Source organism: Pseudotenacibaculum haliotis (assembly GCF_042684245.1).
GTDB lineage: Bacteria > Bacteroidota > Bacteroidia > Flavobacteriales > Flavobacteriaceae > Polaribacter > Polaribacter haliotis_A.
In genome coordinates this window covers 194,122-213,187 of sequence record NZ_JBHULH010000004.1, presented here as the reverse complement: position 1 = coordinate 213,187, position 19,066 = coordinate 194,122, and the positions used below count along the sequence as shown (strand labels likewise).

General features: G+C 33.8%; 15 protein-coding genes and 3 tRNA genes. 9 read left to right on the top strand and 9 right to left on the bottom strand.

The window, feature by feature from the left end:
* The first annotated feature begins 84 nt into the window (after positions 1–84).
* Entirely contained in the window at positions 85–1,170 is a 1,086-nt protein-coding gene (gene gcvT, locus ACFSRZ_RS09000; protein WP_379666218.1) for a glycine cleavage system aminomethyltransferase GcvT, read from the top strand.
* Positions 1,171–1,206: 36 nt separating this feature from the next.
* Here the strand turns inward: gcvT and ACFSRZ_RS08995 are convergent, their stop codons facing one another.
* From ACFSRZ_RS08995 to ychF, 8 genes are all read right to left on the bottom strand, one after another.
* Positions 1,207–2,307 carry a slipin family protein gene (locus ACFSRZ_RS08995; RefSeq protein ID WP_379666217.1) on the bottom strand — a complete coding sequence of 367 codons (1,101 nt, stop codon included), beginning with the start codon at positions 2,305–2,307 and terminating at the stop codon, positions 1,207–1,209.
* 476 nt (positions 2,308–2,783) lie between these two features.
* A tRNA-Ser gene (locus ACFSRZ_RS08990) sits at positions 2,784–2,852 on the bottom strand.
* A gap of 412 nt (positions 2,853–3,264) precedes the next feature.
* A tRNA-Cys gene (locus ACFSRZ_RS08985) sits at positions 3,265–3,337 on the bottom strand.
* Positions 3,338–3,343: 6 nt separating this feature from the next.
* Positions 3,344–3,415: transfer RNA gene (locus ACFSRZ_RS08980), tRNA-Asn, on the bottom strand.
* Positions 3,416–4,179: 764 nt separating this feature from the next.
* Positions 4,180–4,638: a hypothetical protein gene (locus tag ACFSRZ_RS08975; RefSeq protein WP_379666216.1), complete on the bottom strand. Its 459-nt coding sequence runs from the start codon at positions 4,636–4,638 to the stop codon at positions 4,180–4,182.
* A 54-nt stretch (positions 4,639–4,692) separates the two neighbouring features.
* Positions 4,693–5,145, bottom strand: coding sequence for a DUF6265 family protein (locus ACFSRZ_RS08970; protein WP_379666215.1), 453 nt, complete (start codon positions 5,143–5,145; stop codon positions 4,693–4,695).
* A 64-nt stretch (positions 5,146–5,209) separates the two neighbouring features.
* On the bottom strand, positions 5,210–6,007 hold the full coding sequence (locus tag ACFSRZ_RS08965) for a DUF6597 domain-containing transcriptional factor (RefSeq protein ID WP_379666214.1): 798 nt from the start codon (positions 6,005–6,007) through the stop codon (positions 5,210–5,212).
* 61 nt (positions 6,008–6,068) lie between these two features.
* A complete protein-coding gene (gene ychF / locus ACFSRZ_RS08960) occupies positions 6,069–7,160 on the bottom strand; it encodes a redox-regulated ATPase YchF (protein ID WP_379666213.1) in 1,092 nt (363 codons plus the stop codon).
* 162 nt (positions 7,161–7,322) lie between these two features.
* Here ychF and ACFSRZ_RS08955 point away from each other — a divergent pair, with 162 nt between their 5' ends.
* Complete coding sequence (locus tag ACFSRZ_RS08955; protein ID WP_379666212.1) at positions 7,323–10,466, top strand: glycoside hydrolase family 2 TIM barrel-domain containing protein; 3,144 nt, start codon at positions 7,323–7,325, stop codon at positions 10,464–10,466.
* A 93-nt stretch (positions 10,467–10,559) separates the two neighbouring features.
* Here ACFSRZ_RS08955 and ACFSRZ_RS08950 read toward each other — a convergent pair whose 3' ends face one another.
* Positions 10,560–10,910: a 4Fe-4S dicluster domain-containing protein gene (locus ACFSRZ_RS08950; protein ID WP_379666211.1), complete on the bottom strand. Its 351-nt coding sequence runs from the start codon at positions 10,908–10,910 to the stop codon at positions 10,560–10,562.
* A 70-nt stretch (positions 10,911–10,980) separates the two neighbouring features.
* Between ACFSRZ_RS08950 and ACFSRZ_RS08945 the strand changes: the two genes are divergently transcribed.
* The 7 genes from ACFSRZ_RS08945 (at position 10,981) to ACFSRZ_RS08915 (ending at position 19,053) form a co-directional block, all read left to right on the top strand.
* Positions 10,981–12,042, top strand: coding sequence for an acyl-CoA reductase (locus ACFSRZ_RS08945; RefSeq protein WP_379666210.1), 1,062 nt, complete (start codon positions 10,981–10,983; stop codon positions 12,040–12,042).
* Between the two features lie 58 nt (positions 12,043–12,100).
* Entirely contained in the window at positions 12,101–13,165 is a 1,065-nt protein-coding gene (gene serC / locus ACFSRZ_RS08940) for a 3-phosphoserine/phosphohydroxythreonine transaminase (RefSeq protein ID WP_379666209.1), read from the top strand.
* A gap of 1 nt (position 13,166) precedes the next feature.
* Positions 13,167–14,117, top strand: coding sequence for a D-2-hydroxyacid dehydrogenase (locus tag ACFSRZ_RS08935; protein WP_379666208.1), 951 nt, complete (start codon positions 13,167–13,169; stop codon positions 14,115–14,117).
* 3 nt (positions 14,118–14,120) lie between these two features.
* Positions 14,121–15,356, top strand: coding sequence for a DUF1015 domain-containing protein (locus tag ACFSRZ_RS08930; protein WP_379666207.1), 1,236 nt, complete (start codon positions 14,121–14,123; stop codon positions 15,354–15,356).
* Positions 15,357–15,358: 2 nt separating this feature from the next.
* Positions 15,359–16,024, top strand: a complete 666-nt coding sequence (locus ACFSRZ_RS08925; protein WP_379666206.1) for a YggS family pyridoxal phosphate-dependent enzyme — start codon at positions 15,359–15,361, stop codon at positions 16,022–16,024.
* Between the two features lie 11 nt (positions 16,025–16,035).
* The gene (locus ACFSRZ_RS08920) at positions 16,036–17,115 is read left to right on the top strand and encodes an exonuclease domain-containing protein (RefSeq protein WP_379666205.1); all 1,080 of its coding nucleotides are present in this window, start codon (positions 16,036–16,038) and stop codon (positions 17,113–17,115) included.
* Between the two features lie 123 nt (positions 17,116–17,238).
* Positions 17,239–19,053: a DUF3857 domain-containing protein gene (locus ACFSRZ_RS08915; RefSeq protein WP_379666204.1), complete on the top strand. Its 1,815-nt coding sequence runs from the start codon at positions 17,239–17,241 to the stop codon at positions 19,051–19,053.
* Positions 19,054–19,066 lie beyond the last annotated feature (13 nt).

Genomic DNA, 19,066 nt, shown 5'->3' with positions numbered 1-19,066 from the left:
TAACATAATTTTTGCTTTCGAAAACGGTGTCGCTTTCCATGATTTTTCTATACATTTGCTAGGCAAAAACAAATCAAAACCACAATGAAAAACACAGCGTTAACTCATGTACATGAGGCTTTGGGAGCTAAAATGGTTCCGTTTGCAGGTTACAATATGCCTGTACAATATGAAGGGGTGAATGTAGAACATCAAACTGTACGTGAAGGCGTAGGTGTTTTTGATGTTAGTCATATGGGTGAATTCTTAGTTGAAGGACCTAATGCATTAACTTTAATTCAAAGAGTTACCTCTAACGATGCTTCTAAATTGAACATTGGTGATGCTCAATATAGCTGCTTCCCAAATGATCAAAACGGAATTGTAGATGACTTGATCTGCTATCGTATAAAAGAAGAAACGTATTTATTGGTTGTAAACGCTTCTAATATTGATAAAGATTGGGCATGGATTAGCAAACACAATGAAGGCATTGGTGCCGAATTGAAAGATGTTTCTGATAATTATTCATTATTAGCCATCCAAGGGCCAAAAGCGATTGAAGCTATGCAATCTTTAACTTCAGTTGATCTAGCTGAAATTCCATTTTACAAATTCAAAGTTGCTGATTTTGCCGGTGTTGAGCATGCAATTATTTCTGCAACCGGTTATACTGGATCTGGAGGATTTGAGATCTATGTAAAAAATGAACAAGCTGAACAGGTATGGAACAAAGTTTTTGAAGCAGGTGCTGACTGGGGTATCAAACCAATTGGGTTAGCTGCTCGTGATACTCTACGTTTAGAAATGGGGTATTGCTTGTACGGAAATGATATTAATGATACCACCTCTCCTATTGAGGCTGGATTAGGTTGGATTACTAAGTTTACCAAAGATTTTGTAAACTCTGATAACTTACAAGCTCAGAAAGAAGCTGGTATTACAAGAAGATTGGTTGCTTTTGAAATGACTGAAAGAGGAATTCCAAGACAAGGATATGATATTGTTGATGCAGAAGGAAATACTCTTGGTCAAGTAACTTCCGGAACAATGAGCCCTTCTTTAGGAAAAGGAATTGGATTAGGATATGTAAACAGACCTCATACCAAATCGGGTACAGAGATCTTTATTCAGGTTCGTAAAAAACAAATTCCTGCTACTATTGTAAAACTCCCTTTTTATAAAGGATAATAAATAAAAAACCCAGCGAATTCGCTGGGTTTTCTTTTACTTCTTCACAGCAAAGATCTCTCTCAACTGTTTGATCACGTTTCCATTACCATTTACCGTGATCTCACCTACTTTTTCGGCGATCTTTTCTACATATTCCATCTCTTTTAGCTTGTACAACATTTCATTCTCTTCCATCAATTTTGCTGTATTTAGCAAGCTACGAGTAGAAGCTGTTTCTTCACGTCTTGTAATGGTATTGGCTTGCGCTTTCTTTTGAGCTATCAATACCTGATTCATGATCTCTTTCATTTCTCCTGTCAAGATCACATCACGAATACCGCAGTTCAAAACTTGTAAACCTAGCTTTTGAGCTACCTTCTTTACGTCTTCAAATACTGCTGTTGCAATATTCTCTTTACGCTCCAATAACTCGTCTAAAGTATACTGACCTACATATCCTCTCAACACCAACTGCATTGCAATGTATAATTGCTTTTCATAGTCTTTGTTTTCCAACAATGCTTTTTCGATGTTTACAACCTTATACTGCGTATAGAAGTTGATACGAATTGCTGCTTTGTCTTTGGTTAACAATTCTTGTCCTGCAATCTCCAATTGCAATTGACGTAAATCTACTTTTGCAATTTTAATTGAAGTGTTGTTTCTCCAGTAGCGATAAGTACCTGCACTTAATGTTTTGCTATACACATCATCTACTAACAATACTGCTTTTTCATAAGCTACTACTTCAAACGTTCGGACATATTGATTTAGCTCATATTTGCTATACAAAGCTTTGTCAATTTGCTCTGTAATTTCAATCTTGCTTACATCTGCTTTCACAAACTTTCTCTCTATCAAGCCCTTCCAGTATGCATAACGCCCGGCATTCAACACATTTTTGAAGTTCTTGTTCTCATAGACGATTACGATCTCGTTATCTCGTACATCTACAACTTCCAACATGCTTGCCAATTGCTCATCTTTTAGTAAGAGCTCTAGAGCTATGGGTGCAGTAAACATTCTGGTTAGATCAAAGACCTTTACATATTGCTTGAACCCTAACCAATGTTTTCCTTCTAGAATTAGCTTTTGATAATCTCCTTTTTTGAAAACTAAACCTACATAACCTGCATTGATTCTTACTTGTTTCATTTTGTTTGTTATTACGTTAAACATTTATAGTGGTCCACTATAGACCTATGGACAATCCTGTAACGGAGGGCTTGTCATTAGAATCACAGAACACAAATCCTGTGATGATTTTTCATTAAAAACAGGGAATTAAAGATCATTCTGTTTATATGGAAGCAGACATAGTTAAGATTGCAACAAAAAGTTTTCAAATTCTTTCCTACAGAATTCATTTTTAACAAATGAACTTATATGTTAGAAAAAGGAAAGTTTTTGTATTCATCATAGCAAATGTGAACTTCAAGATATATCGAGAATTGTTTTTGATGACTCGTCATCAAAAACCGATCCTCAATTCACTGTCTTGTTAAATTTCACAGCGTAACAGGCTGGTGATCAGTTTTAAAAGATGATCAGCTTAAGAATGGATTTTTAGTCCATATCCTACATTATGAGTGTAGTGCTCTAACCTCTGAGCTACAAGTGCCAAGGCACTTGACCGGAATCGAACCGGCGACTCTTACTGAATTACAGACCTCTAATCTGGTGCGTTTACCTTTTCCGCCATACTCTCATGAAAGAGCAGCAGGACTCGAACCTGCAAAATTCATTGCTACTATTTTTTGGAAAACAGCAAAAACCTTCAAGTCAAGTTGTATACAATAAAACCATACTATCTTAGTAGTAAATTGCACAATGGTGCTATACAGAAACACACAACAAGACTTGCTTGATATTATTAAAATAATGCTTGTGAAAAAGCCTCGTCATTTCGTAAAACAACGAGGCTATACATAGCAACTTTTTTGGGCATCACTAATTATTTCTCTTTCATCTATAAGTTGAAATAGGCAGTTCCGAAGTTTCGGAAGAACCTATATATTTTAAAAAGCGTTCTGTGTTGCAGTACTGACGGGAGTCGAACCCGCTTTTCAAGAGAGACAGTCAAGAATCCTTGCCAAAGGCAGTACTAATTAGAGACAAGGGTGAGAATCGAACTCACAAAAGTTAGTTTTGCAGACTACTGCCTTAACCATTCAGCCACCTTGTCTAAAAGCGATATTGGAAGGATTCGAACCTTCAACCTTAGGCTTAACAGACCTCTGCTCTACCGTTGAGCTACAATATCATTTGTTGACGCATAAGCATAGAATCTGTTTTTCTTGTTAAACAGGCTTACATTACCTCGATTAAATCAAGTGTTATTCAGTTTAACTATACGTCAATCAGTTTAGTTTTCAATATGTCAATGAACGAAAAAAGGCATCTTTTTCAAGATGCCTTTACTATTTATATAAGTTTGTATTATCTATAACACATACTTCTTCTTTTGATAAAAGACATCAATTTTTTCTCTTGGATTATTACAATCCAGTAAGAGCTCTGAGGCTCCGATAAAACATCTATGTAATTTGTTTTGTATCATTTCTTTTAACTTTTCAATCCTTTTTGTTTTTGATTGAATTGCGGTGCAAATATGAAAACAGTTTTTCAAAAAAACAAATAAAAAATCAATTTAATTCATTGATTATCAATAAGTTATATTAAATTTTAAATATAAGATTCCTGTCCGCTTTATGCAGATATCTTGATGCTACTACAATAGTCTGTCTCCCAATTGTTTATTGCTCAAATCCTATGTTTCTATGTATTAAAATTTAGTATTCATCTTTTTCAAAAAATTTTATAAAAAAAGCGTCCAATTTCTTGGACGCTTGCTAATATTTCTAGTTTTTATTTCTACTTCATTAAAAATAACGTTTAAAAATTCGCATACAGCCTCCTTTTTCGATGGAATGTTTCATTCATTCCACGATCAATACACTGATTAAACAGTGATTTAGGTGCTATATATAATCTTATTTCTGTCATTTGCAGTGCAAATATATACTTTTATTTAACTTCTTTAATTAATTTTCCTTCTTCCCAAACTCCTTCTTTGATCACATTTCCTTGTGCATCAAACAGTTTTCCTTTTCCGTGTTTTCTGTTTTCTTTCCATTTCCCGTTGAATTTGGTTCCGTTATTTAAGTATAATGTTCCCCAACCATGTTTCTTATTGTTTTTAATAGAACCTTCGTAACGCATACCATTTGGCCAAGTGTAAGTTCCTTTACCATGAATACCAGAAGATCCTAATCCGCCGGAATAGGTAGCTCCATCAAGCCATTTGATGTTTCCTCTTACAAATCGATGTTTTAACACTTTAACATCGTACGTGGCTCCATTCAATTCAAATTGATGCCAACCATCAGTAATTAGCTTTGTTACTTTAGTATTTATAGGGTTCATTTTCTGACCGTAGCTCAAAAACGAAAACCCCAATAGAAAAAGGAAAATAGTTTTTTTCATTGTATAGATTTGTTATCCTATGTCGTAGGAATACAAATCATGCTTACAAACACTTTATTCTTTCTTTATCAATTTATACGAAAATCCTTTTCCATCTTTCCCCAATACTTTCACTAATACTTCTTTTTCGGATAATGGTTTGTATTGAATTTTATTAGGAAAATCGTGTTTAGGGTTTTCAAAAGAGACAAACTCCTTATCATTAGTATTTAATGTAAATGGAATTCCTTTTCCTTGATTCTGATTGAATACGGTTGCAGTGTATATAATTTGGTTGTTTTGAAAGGTAATTTCCAAACTCTCAGAAACTTTTTTGTTTCCGTCTTTGATCTTGTAGGATTCTCCTTTTAGCTTCTCTCCTGCTTTTTCCCAAGATTCATAGTTCTCTCTTCCCTCCATTTTCCATGTACCTACTAAAAAGTCGACATCCTTTAAAGGGTTTGTTTGCGCACAAGAAATTGATAGCGAAACAATACATACGATAACTAAAAAATTGATGTTCTTCATGTGTTTTGATTTTGATCTAAAAGTAGAAGTCGAAACTCAATTACAATTGTAAGAAACCGACAGTTTACTTTTTTAAGAACAAGTTGGCCATGTTTTGTTTTGAAAAACCATAACGGGATGGATCTTCTCCTGTAAACTCTTGAAAGTTTTTGATAAAGTGAGATTGATCGTAATACCCTGCCTTAAAAATAACATCTTGCCAATCAATAGGTTCTTCCTGAATCAGTTTAAATATAGATGAAAAACGAATGATTCTACTATAAAACTTTGGCGATAATCCTATATAGGTTTTAAAATAGCGTTCCAATGTTCGTTCAGAAATTTGGGTAGAAGAAATGAGATCACTCAATTGAATGAGTCCGTTTTTCTCATGAATCTGTTGTACTGCTTTGTATTTTACATTCAAATTGCCATAATTCTTATGTAAAAACCATTCTTCTATTTGAGAAACTCTTTCTTCAAAAGGCAAATCTCCTACAGCTATAGTTTTTACCTCAGTAAATTCTTTTTGCAATGATATAGGCGTTTCAATCACATTGTCTACCAAAGTAGACATATCTAACCCAAACAATTCTTTGAGAGCCCAAGGTTGAAATTTGATCGCAAACATTTTAGAAGTTCCTGTATTCTCTAGAAAAAAATGGTTCCGTATTTGTCCACCAATTAGTTCTTTTGCTTGTAATTCCCAATCTCCAGAAATATTGATTCTATATGGCTCTCCATAATGAAAGATCATTTCGGGATAACCATCAGGAATGATCTTTTCTTTTCTGATCTCTGCACTTCCCTGACTATCGATCATCCAAAAGCTTTTAATGATATGAGATAGTTCTTTTTTTGAAGGTTGTAAGCGATAAATCATAATGACAAGAAACAAAAAATCCTGCTAAAAAGCAGGATCTTGTTCTATTTCTTAAGGAATCTTATACGTTGAATCTGAAATGCATTACATCACCGTCTTGTACAATGTACTCTTTTCCTTCAACGCGCATCTTTCCTGCTTCTTTTACTTTTGCTTCTGTACCATGAGTTACATAATCATTATAACTAATTACTTCTGCTCTAATAAACCCTTTTTCAAAATCGGTATGAATAACTCCGGCTGCTTGTGGTGCCGTTGCCCCTACAAAAACAGTCCAAGCTCTTACTTCTTTAACTCCGGCTGTAAAATAGGTTTGTAAGTTTAATAATTTATAGGCAGAACGAATTAAACGAGAAACTCCCGGCTCTTCTAATCCCATGTCTTCTAAGAACATTTGACGCTCTTCATAATCTTCTAATTCTGTAATATCTGCTTCTGTAGCTACTGCTAAAACAATAATCTCTGCTCCTTCATCTTTTACAGCTTCTTTTACAGCATCTACATGTGCATTACCAGATACAGCAGCACTTTCATCTACATTACACACATACAATACCGGTTTAGAGGTGATGAATTGTAAAGGCTTTACAAATTCTTCTTCCTTCTCTGTAAACTCTAAAGCTCTTACTGAGGTTCCTCCAAGTAATGTTTCTTCAACCTTTAATAACACTTCTAATTCAGCTTGCGCTTCTTTCTGACCTGTTTTTGCTGTTCTTTTTACACGCTCTAGACGTTTTTGAACTGTTTCAAGGTCTTTTAATTGTAACTCAATATCAATCGTTTCTTTATCTCTAATAGGATCTACAGAGCCATCAACATGCACAATGTTATCGTTTTCAAAACAACGCAATACGTGTAAAATAGCATCTGTTTCACGGATATTTGCTAAGAATTGATTTCCTAATCCTTCTCCTTTACTTGCTCCTTTTACCAATCCTGCAATATCTACGATCTCTACCGTAGCAGGAACCACTTTTTCCGGGTTTACCAACTCTTCTAACTTCTCTAAACGTGGGTCTGGTACGTTTACCACTCCTAAGTTAGGCTCAATGGTACAAAACGGAAAGTTTGCACTTTGCGCTTTTGCATTGGATAAACAGTTAAATAAAGTTGATTTTCCTACGTTGGGTAATCCTACAATTCCAGCTTTCATTTCTTGATATTTTGCGGGTGCAAATATAAACGTTTATTAAAGATTTTCAGATAAAAAGATTCTCGTTTGTTTGTTTAACTTTACGCAACAAAAAAATTAGAGGATCATAAAAATCCTATAAAAACAATATTGCCTAATATTTCCAAAGACATCTTAAATTAAATGAAAAGTAGCACTCGTTTAAAAAAACACTATCTGTTCTTTAGCTGTATAGTTGCATTTATAACCATGAGCTCCTCTGTTTTAGCTCAAACATTGGATCCGGTTATTGAGAACCCTGAAGTAATTGAAATAAATAAACTGTCCGCTCGCGCAACATTTTTTCCTTACAATAGTATAGACAAGGCTTTAAAAGGAAATGTTGAGAATGCTAATAATTATCATTCCTTAAATGGTATATGGAAATTCCACTGGTCAAAAAATCCTGAACAAAGACCAAAAGATTTTTATAAAGACAATTATGATGATTCTGCTTGGAGTTCAATACCCGTGCCTTCTAATTGGGAAGTTGAAGGGTTTGGAATTCCTATTTATGTAAATACTACTTATCCGTTTAATCTAAAAAATCCGAGCCCACCGGATATTCCTGATGGCTATAATCCTGTAGGGTCTTACAAAAGAGAATTTACACTTCCTGCAAATTGGAAGGAAAAAGAAATCTTTATTCATTTTGGTGCTGTAAAGTCTGCCTTTTACATTTGGGTAAATGGAGTAAAAGTAGGATATAGTCAAGGGTCAAAGCTTCCTGCTGAGTTTGACTTGACTGATTATGTAAAACCAGGTAAAAACTCTATTGCTCTAGAAGTTTATAGATGGAGCGATGGAAGTTATTTAGAAGCACAAGATTTTTGGAGAATTTCCGGTATTGAGAGAGATGTATATCTCTATGCACGCCCCAAAACATTCATTCAGGATTTTACAGTGAAAGCAGGATTGATTAATAATTACTCTGATGGAGATTTTAATCTTGAAGTTCTTATAAAAAATACAACGAGTAAAACTCAAAAAAGAAGTCTAGAGGTTCAGCTTAGTTCTCAAAACAGCACAATATATTCTGAAGAAGAAAAGGTTGAACTTAAAAAAGGCAATGAAACCTCTGTAGATTTTAAAAAGGTTTTCTCAAAAATAAAGCCTTGGTCGGGTGAAGCGCCTAATCTTTATCGCTTAACAATCGTGTTAAAAGACAAAAAAGGAAAGGTTATAGAAGTCATCAATAGAAAAATAGGATTCCGTACTTCTGAAGTTAAAAATGGACAGTATCTATTAAACGGTAAACCCATCTTATTTAAAGGTGTAAACAGGCACGAGCATGATGCTGAGAAAGGTCATGTTGTAAGTAAAGAAAGTATGTTGAAGGATATTCAAATCTTCAAGAAATATAACATTAATGCCGTACGAACTAGTCATTATCCTAATGATCCTTATTGGTACGAACTGTGTGATGAGTACGGTATCTATGTCATAGACGAAGCCAATATAGAGTCTCATGGTATGGGATACAACCTTTCTAGAACCTTGGGGAACGATCGTAGGTTTTTGAAGGCTCATAAGGAGCGTATGAAACGTATGGTTGAAAGAGATAAAAACCATCCTTCTATTGTTATTTGGTCTATGGGAAATGAAGCCGGAAATGGTTACAACTTTTATGAAACATATCTGTTAGCAAAGGAATTAGATGCAACACGTCCTGTTCAATATGAAAGAGCATGGTTGGAATGGAATTCAGATCTATATGTTCCTATGTATTCGAGACCATGGGATATTGAAAAATATGCCAAGAATCCTAGTTACAAAAAATCATTGGTGCTTTGCGAATATGCTCATGCCATGGGAAATAGCCTTGGTGGATTCAAAGAGTATTGGGATCTGTTCGAAAAATATGACAAGTTACAAGGTGGATTTATTTGGGATTATGTAGATCAAGGACTGAAAACAGTAAAAAACGGAAAAGAGATCTATGCTTATGGTGGTGATTTTGGTCCAAAAGACATACCTAGTGATAATAACTTCCTGAATAACGGGTTGGTTCAACCAGACAGAACTCCTAACCCTCATATTAATGAAGTAAAGCACATTCAACAGAACATCAAATTTTATGAAGAAGACTTATCAAAAGGAAAAATTAGCGTTAAGAATTGGTACTTCTTTAGAGATTTAAGTAATTATGAATTGAAATGGGAAATTTTGGAGAATGGAAAACCTATACAAAAAGGAATCATCCAAAATTTAAATGTTCTTCCTCAGCAAAAAGAGCCCCTACAAATACCTTATAAAACCACTTTTAAAGAAGGTAAAGAATATTTCCTAAATGTAGAAGCTTTTCTAAAAACTAAGGAGCCTCTATTAAACAAGGGGTATAAAATAGCTTACCAACAATTCTTAGTACAAAAAGGGAAATCAGTTGAGCAGGAGGTTTCAAAACCTGACAGTGAAATTCATTATAATCTTTCAGAAAATACAGTTGAAGTAACTGGAGAGCATTTTAAAGTAACGTTTGATAAGGAACTGGGAACTTTTACCAATTATATTTATAAAGGAACCCAATTAATAGACAAAGGTGCCCAAGTTAACTTTTGGAGAGCTCCTGTAGATAATGATTATGGTGCTTGGACTCCTACAAAATATAAAGAATGGAAAACGGCAGGGAAAACAGAAAAGGTTTCGATGTTAGTTGAAAAAATTTCCAACACACAACTAAAGATCACATTCTCTAAAGCTATTCACAAAGGCGATGCTCAATTCACACAAACATATTTAATAGATGGTGAAGGAAGAATAAACATCACAAATGATTTTAATGCAATTAAAGGAAAACATACTGATTTTTATAGGTTTGGAAACAAACTAAAATTGTCTAAACAATACACAGGTTTCTCTTGGTATGGAAAAGGCCCATTTGAAGCATATCCAGATCGTCAGCATGCAGCTAAAGTTGGAGTGTATAATCAAACTATAGAAGAACAGTATCACCCATATATTCGTCCGCAAGAAACAGGAAATAAACTAGATATAAGATGGGCTAAACTAACTCAGGAAAATGGTTATGGTATTCAAGTTTATGGCGATAAGTTACTTAGCATATCTGCTTTACATTACAGTGAAGACGATCTTAATTCCGGAGATAAAAAAGTGCAAAAACACGCAGGTGAGCTTACAGCCAGACCAGAAGTATTTCTAAATATTGACGGAATGCAATCCGGTCTTGGAAGCATTGATTCTTGGGGAGCTTTACCTCTCAAAAAATACAGATTGCCATTTAAGTCTTACAAATATTCTTATTGGATTGTTCCTATCGTTAGTAAATAATAAAAGATAGGTTGTACAACTCTATAATTTCATAAACCATAAAAAAACCGAGCTATTTGCTCGGTTTTTTTATGGTTTATGTAAACTTTTGTTCTATTCGTTATGCATAAAGCGTTGTTTTGCTAACAATTCTTCTTCTGTTTCTACATTGTCTTCATCAGGAACACAACAATCTACAGGACATACAGCCGCACATTGAGGTTCTTCATGAAACCCTTTACACTCGGTACATTTATCTACTACGATATAATAAATCTCATCAGAAATAGGTTCTTGCTCTTCATCAGCATCTGCTTCATTTCCATTTGGTAAAACAATATTTCCACTCAAATCTGTTCCATCAGAATACTTCCAATCATCAGCTCCTTCGTAGATTGCCGTGTTTGGACATTCAGGTTCACAGGCTCCGCAGTTTATGCACTCATCCGTAATAATAATCGCCATCGTTATTCTCTTTTGTTTGTGTAACTTTGCACTGCAAAAATAAACCCTAAAAAGGTAGCAACCAAAAGAAATGAGTAGTATTCAAAATAGAATTAACACATTTACAGAATTAGGTAAATTTTTAAACCAGTTTTCAAGAGAGGAAACCCGCAAGGATTCTGAGGTTTTAAACAATGATCTTTTCTTTGATGGATTTAAACATCAAATGAAATTAGCCCAAGAAAACAATACTTGGTTTACCAAAGACAATATTTTATTTTCTTTAGAGAATTGGTCAGAAGCCCTTCAGAAAGAGAACCTTAACAGATGGATCTCTGAAGAATCCTTACATGAACACAGTAATCGAACAGTAGCTGTTGTTATGGCTGGGAACATCCCTTTGGTAGGATTTCATGATTTTTTATCTGTTTTAGTCTCCGGACATTCTGTTTTAGTAAAACAATCTTCTAACGATAAGCATTTACTTCCTTTCATTGCCAAATATTTAGAATATGCCAATGAATCCTTTAAAGGAAAAATATCTTTTACAGAAGAAAAACTGGAAGGTTATGATGCTGTAATCGCTACAGGAAGCAATAATACTGCACGATATTTTGAGTATTATTTTAAAGACAAGCCTAGCATTATCAGAAAGAATAGAAACTCTGTTGCTGTTATTCAAGGAAATGAAAATGAATCTGACTTTGAAATGTTGAGTGATGATGTTTTCAGATACTTTGGATTAGGTTGTAGAAGTGTTTCTAAACTATTTGTTCCAAGAGGGTTTGATTTTGATCCTTTCTTTAAAGGAATGTACAAACAACATGAGATTATTCACAATCAGAAATACGCAAACAATTACGATTATAATAAGGCCGTTTATTTGATGAGTGAATTTGATATTTTAGAAAACGGATTCTTAATGATCAAAGAGGACGAAAGCTACGCCTCTCCTATCGCCAGTATTTTCTATGAATACTACGATGATCCTGTAGATCTAAAAATAAAACTGCATCAAGATGCAGATCACATTCAATGCATTGTTGCCAATAACTTCCTGGAAAATGAAGTGAAATTTGGACAAACACAACACCCTAAATTATGGGATTATGCAGATGGTATCAACACTTTGTCATTTTTATCCACAATTTGATTATTACTCCATTAAAAATTAGGAAATTTGCCACTTGTTAAAACAACGCAACACACACATGAAAAAACACAACTTTAGTGCAGGTCCTTGTATCTTACCGGAAGAAGTTTTACAAAAAGCTTCTGAGGCTGTAGTTAACTTCAATAATGATGATCTATCATTAATAGAAATCTCTCACAGAAGCAAACCTTTTGTAGATGTAATGGAGAATGCCAGAGCTTTGGTATTGGAATTATTGGGATTAGAAAATAAAGGATATTCCGTATTATTCTTACAAGGAGGAGCCAGTTCACAGTTTCTAATGACTGCTTATAATTTATTAAATAAAAAAGCAGCTTATTTAAACACCGGAACTTGGAGTACAAAAGCAATCAAAGAAGCAAAATTATTTGGTGATTTGGTTGAAGTAGCTTCTTCTAAAGACAAGAATTTTACTTATATCCCTAAAGGATATGAAATTCCAAATGATGCAGATTACTTCCACTGTACCAGTAACAATACCATCTTTGGAACTCAAATGAAAGATTTCCCAGAGACAAATGTTCCTTTGGTATGTGATATGAGTTCTGATATCTTTTCGCGTCAAATGGACTTTTCTAAGTTTGATTTGATCTATGCCGGAGCACAAAAGAATATGGGTCCTGCAGGAACTACTGTGGTTGTTATTAAAGAAGATATTTTAGGAAAAGTTGATCGAACTATTCCTTCTATGTTGAACTATCAAACACATTTAGGAAAAGATAGTATGTTCAACACACCGCCTGTATTCCCGGTATATGTTTCTATGTTAACCTTAGAATGGCTTAAAAACTTAGGAGGAATCGAGTTTATTGAAAAAGTAAACGAGAAGAAAGCAACTCTTCTATACAATGAAATTGATAGAAATCCATTATTCCAAGGAGTTGTTGAAGTGGAAGATAGAAGTATTATGAATGCTACATTTACACTTACAGATGAAGCATTAAAAGATACTTTTGATGCTATGCGGAAAGAAGCAAGAATTAATGGGCTAAATGGTCACAGAAGTGTTGGTGGTTATAGAGCGAGTATGTACAATGCACTACCTCTATATAGCGTTCAAGCTTTGGTAGATGTAATGCAAGAATTAGAAAGAAAAGCATAAAATGAAAATATTAGCAAACGACGGAATTTCACAAAGTGGAATTGACGCCTTACAAAAAGAAGGATTTGAAGTGATCACTACTAAAGTGGCACAAGAACAATTGGAAAGCTATATTAATGAGTATCAAATTGATGCTATCTTAGTAAGAAGTGCAACGCAAGTAAGACAAGAATTAATTGATGCTTGCCCAAGTTTAAAATTAATCGGTCGCGGTGGTGTTGGAATGGACAATATTGATGTGCAATATGCCATAGATCAAGGACTACACGTAATTAACACACCTGCTGCCTCTTCTAGCTCTGTAGCTGAATTGGTTTTTGCTCACTTGTTTGGAATGGTACGTTTCTTACACCAATCCAACAGAGAAATGCCATTAGAAGGAGATTCTCGTTTTAAAGAACTAAAGAAAGCGTATGCTTCCGGTATGGAGTTACGTGGAAAGACCATAGGTATTATCGGTTTTGGTCGTATCGGACAAGAGGTTGCTAAAATCGCTTTAGGTTTGGGTATGACGGTGGTAGCAAATGATGCATTTAGTGAAGGAGCTCCAATTAAGATTGATTTCTTTAACGGACAAAGTATTACTATTCCTATAGAAACTTCTGATCTAGATACGCTTTTGAAAGAAAGTGATTTCATTACACTACACGTTCCGGCTCAAGAGCAATACATCATTGGAGAAAAAGAGATTGAGAAAATGAAAACAGGAGTTGGTATTGTAAATGCTGCTCGTGGTGGTGTAATTGATGAAGTTGCTTTGGTAAATGCCATTGAAAGTAAAAAAGTAAAGTTTGCCGGATTGGATGTTTTTGAAAACGAACCAAAACCGGAAATTCAGTTGTTAATGAATCCAGAGTTGTCATTAACTCCACATATTGGAGCGGCTACTATGGAAGCTCAAGATAGAATTGGTACTGAATTGGCTTCACAAATTACTAAACTGCTAAAGTAATTTATGGCCATCATAAAACCTTTTAAAGGGGTTAGACCCAGCAGAGATAAAGTAGCCTTGGTTTCTTCAAAATCCTATGAGGCTTACACACCTGCAGAATTGGGTGCAAAGCTGGATTTTAATCCTTTTACTTTTCTTCATATTATCAATCCTGGATACAAGTATCATCAGGAAATTTCAGGTGATCAACGATTTCAAATGGTTCACAACAGATATGAAGAATTTAAAGAGAATGAGATTTTCTTACAAGACGATCTTCCTTCTTTTTATATCTATGAAAGCTCAGATTTTTACAGCAATTTTTGTGGTATTATTGCCGCTACTGCTGTAGAAGATTATAAAAAAGGACTCATCAAAAAACATGAAGGGACCTTACAGAAAAGAGAGATCTTATTTGAAACTTACCTAAAAGCAACAGGTTTTAATGCAGAACCTGTTCTTTTGACCTATAAAGACGATCAGGATTTTAATACATTTATAGAGAATGTAAAAAAAGAGAGGCCTGAATACGAATTCTCTACAACAGATAAAAAACTACATCGATTGTGGTTAATCCAAGATCCGGAAAGGGTAGAAAAGATCATTAGCTTTTTTGATGGTGTAAACGACCTGTATATTGCAGACGGTCATCATAGAAGTGCATCTTCTTCCCTTTTGGCAGACGATCTGGAATCAGAGAACTCAAATCATACCGGTCAGGAAGCTTATAATTTTTTTATGAGCTATCTAATTCCTGAATCGCATTTAGAGATTGCAGAATTCAACAGACTTGTAAAAGATTTAAATGGCTTGTCTACAGAAGAGTTTTTAATTGAGTTAGACACGTATTTTAGAATAGAAAACAAAGGCCCTAACCTGTACAAACCTTCTCAAAAACATCATTTTAGTATGTATTTGGATGGCGAGTTTTATTCATTGTACCTCAGAAAAAACCTGTATAAGTTTGATGATGCATTAAGTAGATTAGATACAGAGGTCTTGTACAGAACCATATTGAAGCCTATCTTGGGAATTGAAGATTTGAACCATAACAATCGTATTGGATATACTCATAACAAGCTAGATATCTTATCTATCAAAAACAATGTAGATAACGGATCGTATAAGGTTGGCTTTGGAGTAGTTCCTATTTCTATAGAAGAAATGAAAGAGATTGCTGATGCCGAATTAAAAATGCCTCCAAAGACCAGTTATATTGAGCCTAAATTAAGAAGCGGTCTTATTATGTATGAATTTTAACTATGGATTTTATCAAGAACAACTTAGCGAAGATCAACACTACTCTACCCGAGCATGTAACACTTGTTGCTGTTTCTAAAACCAAACCGGTTTCTGATATTCAGGAAGCTTATGATGCCGGGCACCGTGTTTTTGGTGAAAATAAGATTCAGGAAATGGTTTCTAAGTACGATGAATTGCCAAAAGACATTCAATGGCATATGATTGGGCACTTGCAACGAAATAAGGTTAAATACATGGCTCATTTCGTTGATCTGATACATGGTGTTGACAGTTTTAAGACCTTGGTAGAAATAGATAAACAAGCGAAAAAACACAATAGAGTAATTCGTTGTTTGTTACAAGCCAGAATTGCTAAAGAAGAAACCAAATTTGGACTACCTTTTAATGAAATTGAAGAAATTCTAGCTTCAGAAGAATTGGCTCAGTTAGAAAATGTAAAAGTTGTTGGCTTTATGGGAATGGCAACTTTCACCCACGATAAAGAAGTTTTGCAAGAAGAATTTTCAAGTTTAAAAACATTCTTTGATCAACAAAAAAACACAAATACAGAACTCACTATTCTTTCTATGGGAATGAGCGGAGACTATCAACTTGCTATAGAAAATGGGAGCACTATGATTCGAGTAGGAAGTTCTATATTTGGTGCAAGAAATTATATAATCTAGAAAAAGAGAAGTTGTACGCAGTTTTAGATATAGAAACTACAGGCGGTAAGTATAATGAAGAAGGAATTACAGAAGTAGCCATCTATCGCTTTGATGGTCATGAGGTAACAGATCAGTTCATTAGCTTAGTGAATCCTGAAAAACCCATTCAAGAGTTTGTTGTAAAGCTTACCGGGATTAGCAATAAGATGCTTAAGAATGCTCCAAAATTCTACGAAGTAGCAAAACGAATTGTTGAAATTACAGACAATTGCACTATTGTAGCACACAATGCCGGATTTGATTTTAGAGTACTAAACACCGAGTTTAAAAGACTTGGATTTGAATATCAAAAGAATACTTTATGTACTGTTGATCTAAGCAGAAGATTGATTCCTGATGAAGATTCCTACAGCTTAGGGAAATTGTGTAAATCCTTGGGTATTCCTATGAGCAACAGACATAGAGCTTCAGGAGATGCATTGGCCACAGTACAGTTATTCAAACTGTTATTGGATAAAGACAAGGATAAAGAGATCATTCAAGAGTCTATCAAATACTTTGACAACAGAGACGTAAAAGATCGTTTGAATTCTATTTTAGAAAGCATTCCCGAAAAAATGGGTGTTTTCTATGTACACAATACCAATGGAAAGGTTATTTACATAGGAAGAGGTAAGAATTTAAAGTCTGAGGTCAACAAACTCTTTCTAAAACAAAGCAGAAGGGCTCAAAAGATTCAAGAAAGAGTTCATAATGTAACCTATGAGTTTACCGGTAATGAACTTTTTACTCGACTTAGGTACAACATAGAATTGGACACATTACAACCTAAGTTCAATTTTAGCAAGAAAAGAAAAAAGATCACAGAAGACTTTGCTCACAGCGATTTTATCCTTCAACATAAAGGAAGAGAACTTGAGGAAAATGCGATCATTTTGGTAGAAAACAATGAGGTTACAGGCTATGGGTTTACCAATCTCTCTTTTCAAGAATCACACTTAGATATTCTTCGATCTGTATTGACTCCTACAGAAAATAAAGAGCTAGCCAAGAACATTGTTAAAAATTATCTAAAAAGTAACTCCGTTTCGAAAATTATTCGCTTTTAAATTTTGAATAGTTTTTATAGTTTGGCTTATCTTAGCGGAAAAACTATGAAAAGAATCTTACTGATAACATTTCTTTCTCTTCTCTGTAATTTTTCTTTTTCTCAAAAATGGAAATCCCAAAAAATGGGGCAAGTCACTCTTCAAGAGTTAAAGATGACTAACTACGAAAAAGATCCTGATGCCAGTGCTGTTATTTTGCATGAGCAATCCTATGTTTATTTTAACTCTACTAAAAAGAATTCGTTCATAAGGTACTACTATGTAAGAGTAAAGATTCTTAAAAAAGATGCTTATGATTTAGCTACAATTCAAATTCCATTTTACAAAACAGTAAATGTAAAAGACATTAAGGGAACTACATATAACCTTAATGAAAATGGGGAAATAGAAAAAACTGATCTTCATAGAAGGTCAATCATTAAGAGTAAGTTTAATAAAGATGTTAGAATCAAATCATTTGCGTTACCTAATGTAAAAGAAGGTTCAGTTATAGAATATAAATTTACAATCAGAACAAGAAGTTATGGTGTTTATGATTGGGAAATACAATCTGATATTCCCAAAATAAAAGCAATCTACGGAGCTGGAGTTCCTATTTTTCTGAGTTATAAATTAAAAGGACTTTTAGAACCCAAGTTTCAAACATCTAAACTAAAAAAGTGTTTTTCTGACGACACCTGTAGAGAACTATGGTATGAGTTTTCCGATGTACCATCTTTTATTGAAGAAGAATATCTAACCAGTAAGAATAACTACATTTCTAAATTAGATTTTCAACCTGAAAATTTTGACTGGATTACCGTAAGAAAAGGAGGCAAAACATTGCGAATTATAGATCGTTACTATAGAGGCCTTGAAAAAGGATTAGAAAAGTACAGAACTCATTTCCGGGGTCAATTTTCAGATTCTATATTACATTTAAAAGATAGTTTGGAAAAAGCAAAGATGGTGTTTAATCATATTCGGGACTATTATAAATTAGGCAGGTTAAATAAGAAAGTAGATGATCTTTATAAAGAAAAAATTGCTTCTGCCTTTACTATTAATACTGCATTATATGCTTCATTAAAAGCAGTAAATCTAAAGAATGTAAACTTGGTAACTTTATCTACTAGAGAGAAAGGTTTTGTAAATGAAAACGATTTCAATATTTCGGATTTCAATTATTATTTGGTGAGGATCGTTATAGATCATAAAGAATATTTTTTAGATGCTACAAACAAATACAGTGTTTTTGGAATCATCCCTTTTCAGTGTCTTAACGGGAGAGCTTTGATCATTGATACTGAGAACGGTAGTCATTGGAAAGAGGTGAAACCCTATAAGAATAATACTACAAAGGTCACCATGTCGCTAATACTGGATGAAGAAGATAATTTTTTTGGAAAAAAGAGTATCATAAGTAGCGGCTACCCAGCTCTTTTTAAAAGAAATAATATTTCTGAGATTGGTGAAAAGAATTATGTAAAGCATTTAGAAACTGAAAATGAAGAAATAGAGATCCAAAATTATCATGTACAAAATTTGGATAGCATAGAGAAACCATTAAAAGAAGTCTATGAACTTACAATGGATGGGTTTGATATTAATTTATCCAAAATATTAAATACAATAAAAAAGAATCCTTTTCAATTGAAACAAAGAGTGTATCCCATTGATTATGGATATAACAAAACGGTTATCTATCGAATAAATATAAAAACGCCTAAAGGTTATGTTTTAAAAGGTATACCCGAGAGTAAAAGCTTTTTCTTACCTAATGACGCGGGTTTTTATACTTATAAAAAGACTTATGAAGATGGAGTTTTTAACATTTTTATCAAATTTAAAATTGACAAAATAGTCTTCTTAGGAGATGATTACAAAGATTTAAAGAAGTTTTATGATCAAATGATCAAAATTCAAAATACTCCTATAATACTTCAAAAAGGATCTTAATTTCTAAAATAAA